At 46.9% G+C, this 258-nt stretch carries 1 pseudogene; it reads right to left on the reverse strand.

Annotated features, from left to right (window positions below):
- Positions 1 to 10 precede the first annotated feature (10 nt).
- Positions 11 to 258 (reverse strand): annotated as a pseudogene (locus tag ACYP03_RS26880) (hypothetical protein); the annotation flags it as partial.

A 258-nucleotide genomic window follows, 5' to 3' on the forward strand; every position in this document is an offset into this window, starting at 1 on the left:
GTTGTTACGGTTAAAGTAACACGTCTTTCGCACAATAAATGCTGCTCATACCTGGCGCGCTATAGCAACTCAGTTTGTCTTGTAATATCGCTGATGGTAATGCGAATCCGGTTTGACCGTTTACCTTAATGGTGGTTTTGCTCGCATTGATGTGATGGGAGATCTCAGAACCGTTGCTGAGTGTCCAATAGGTATCAAATTCGGTGGTATTGGCACAGACCGAAATGGAGCAGCTGACCGGCGTTGTCTCACCGTGCT

It is taken from the genome of Photobacterium sp. R1 (assembly GCF_054600795.1).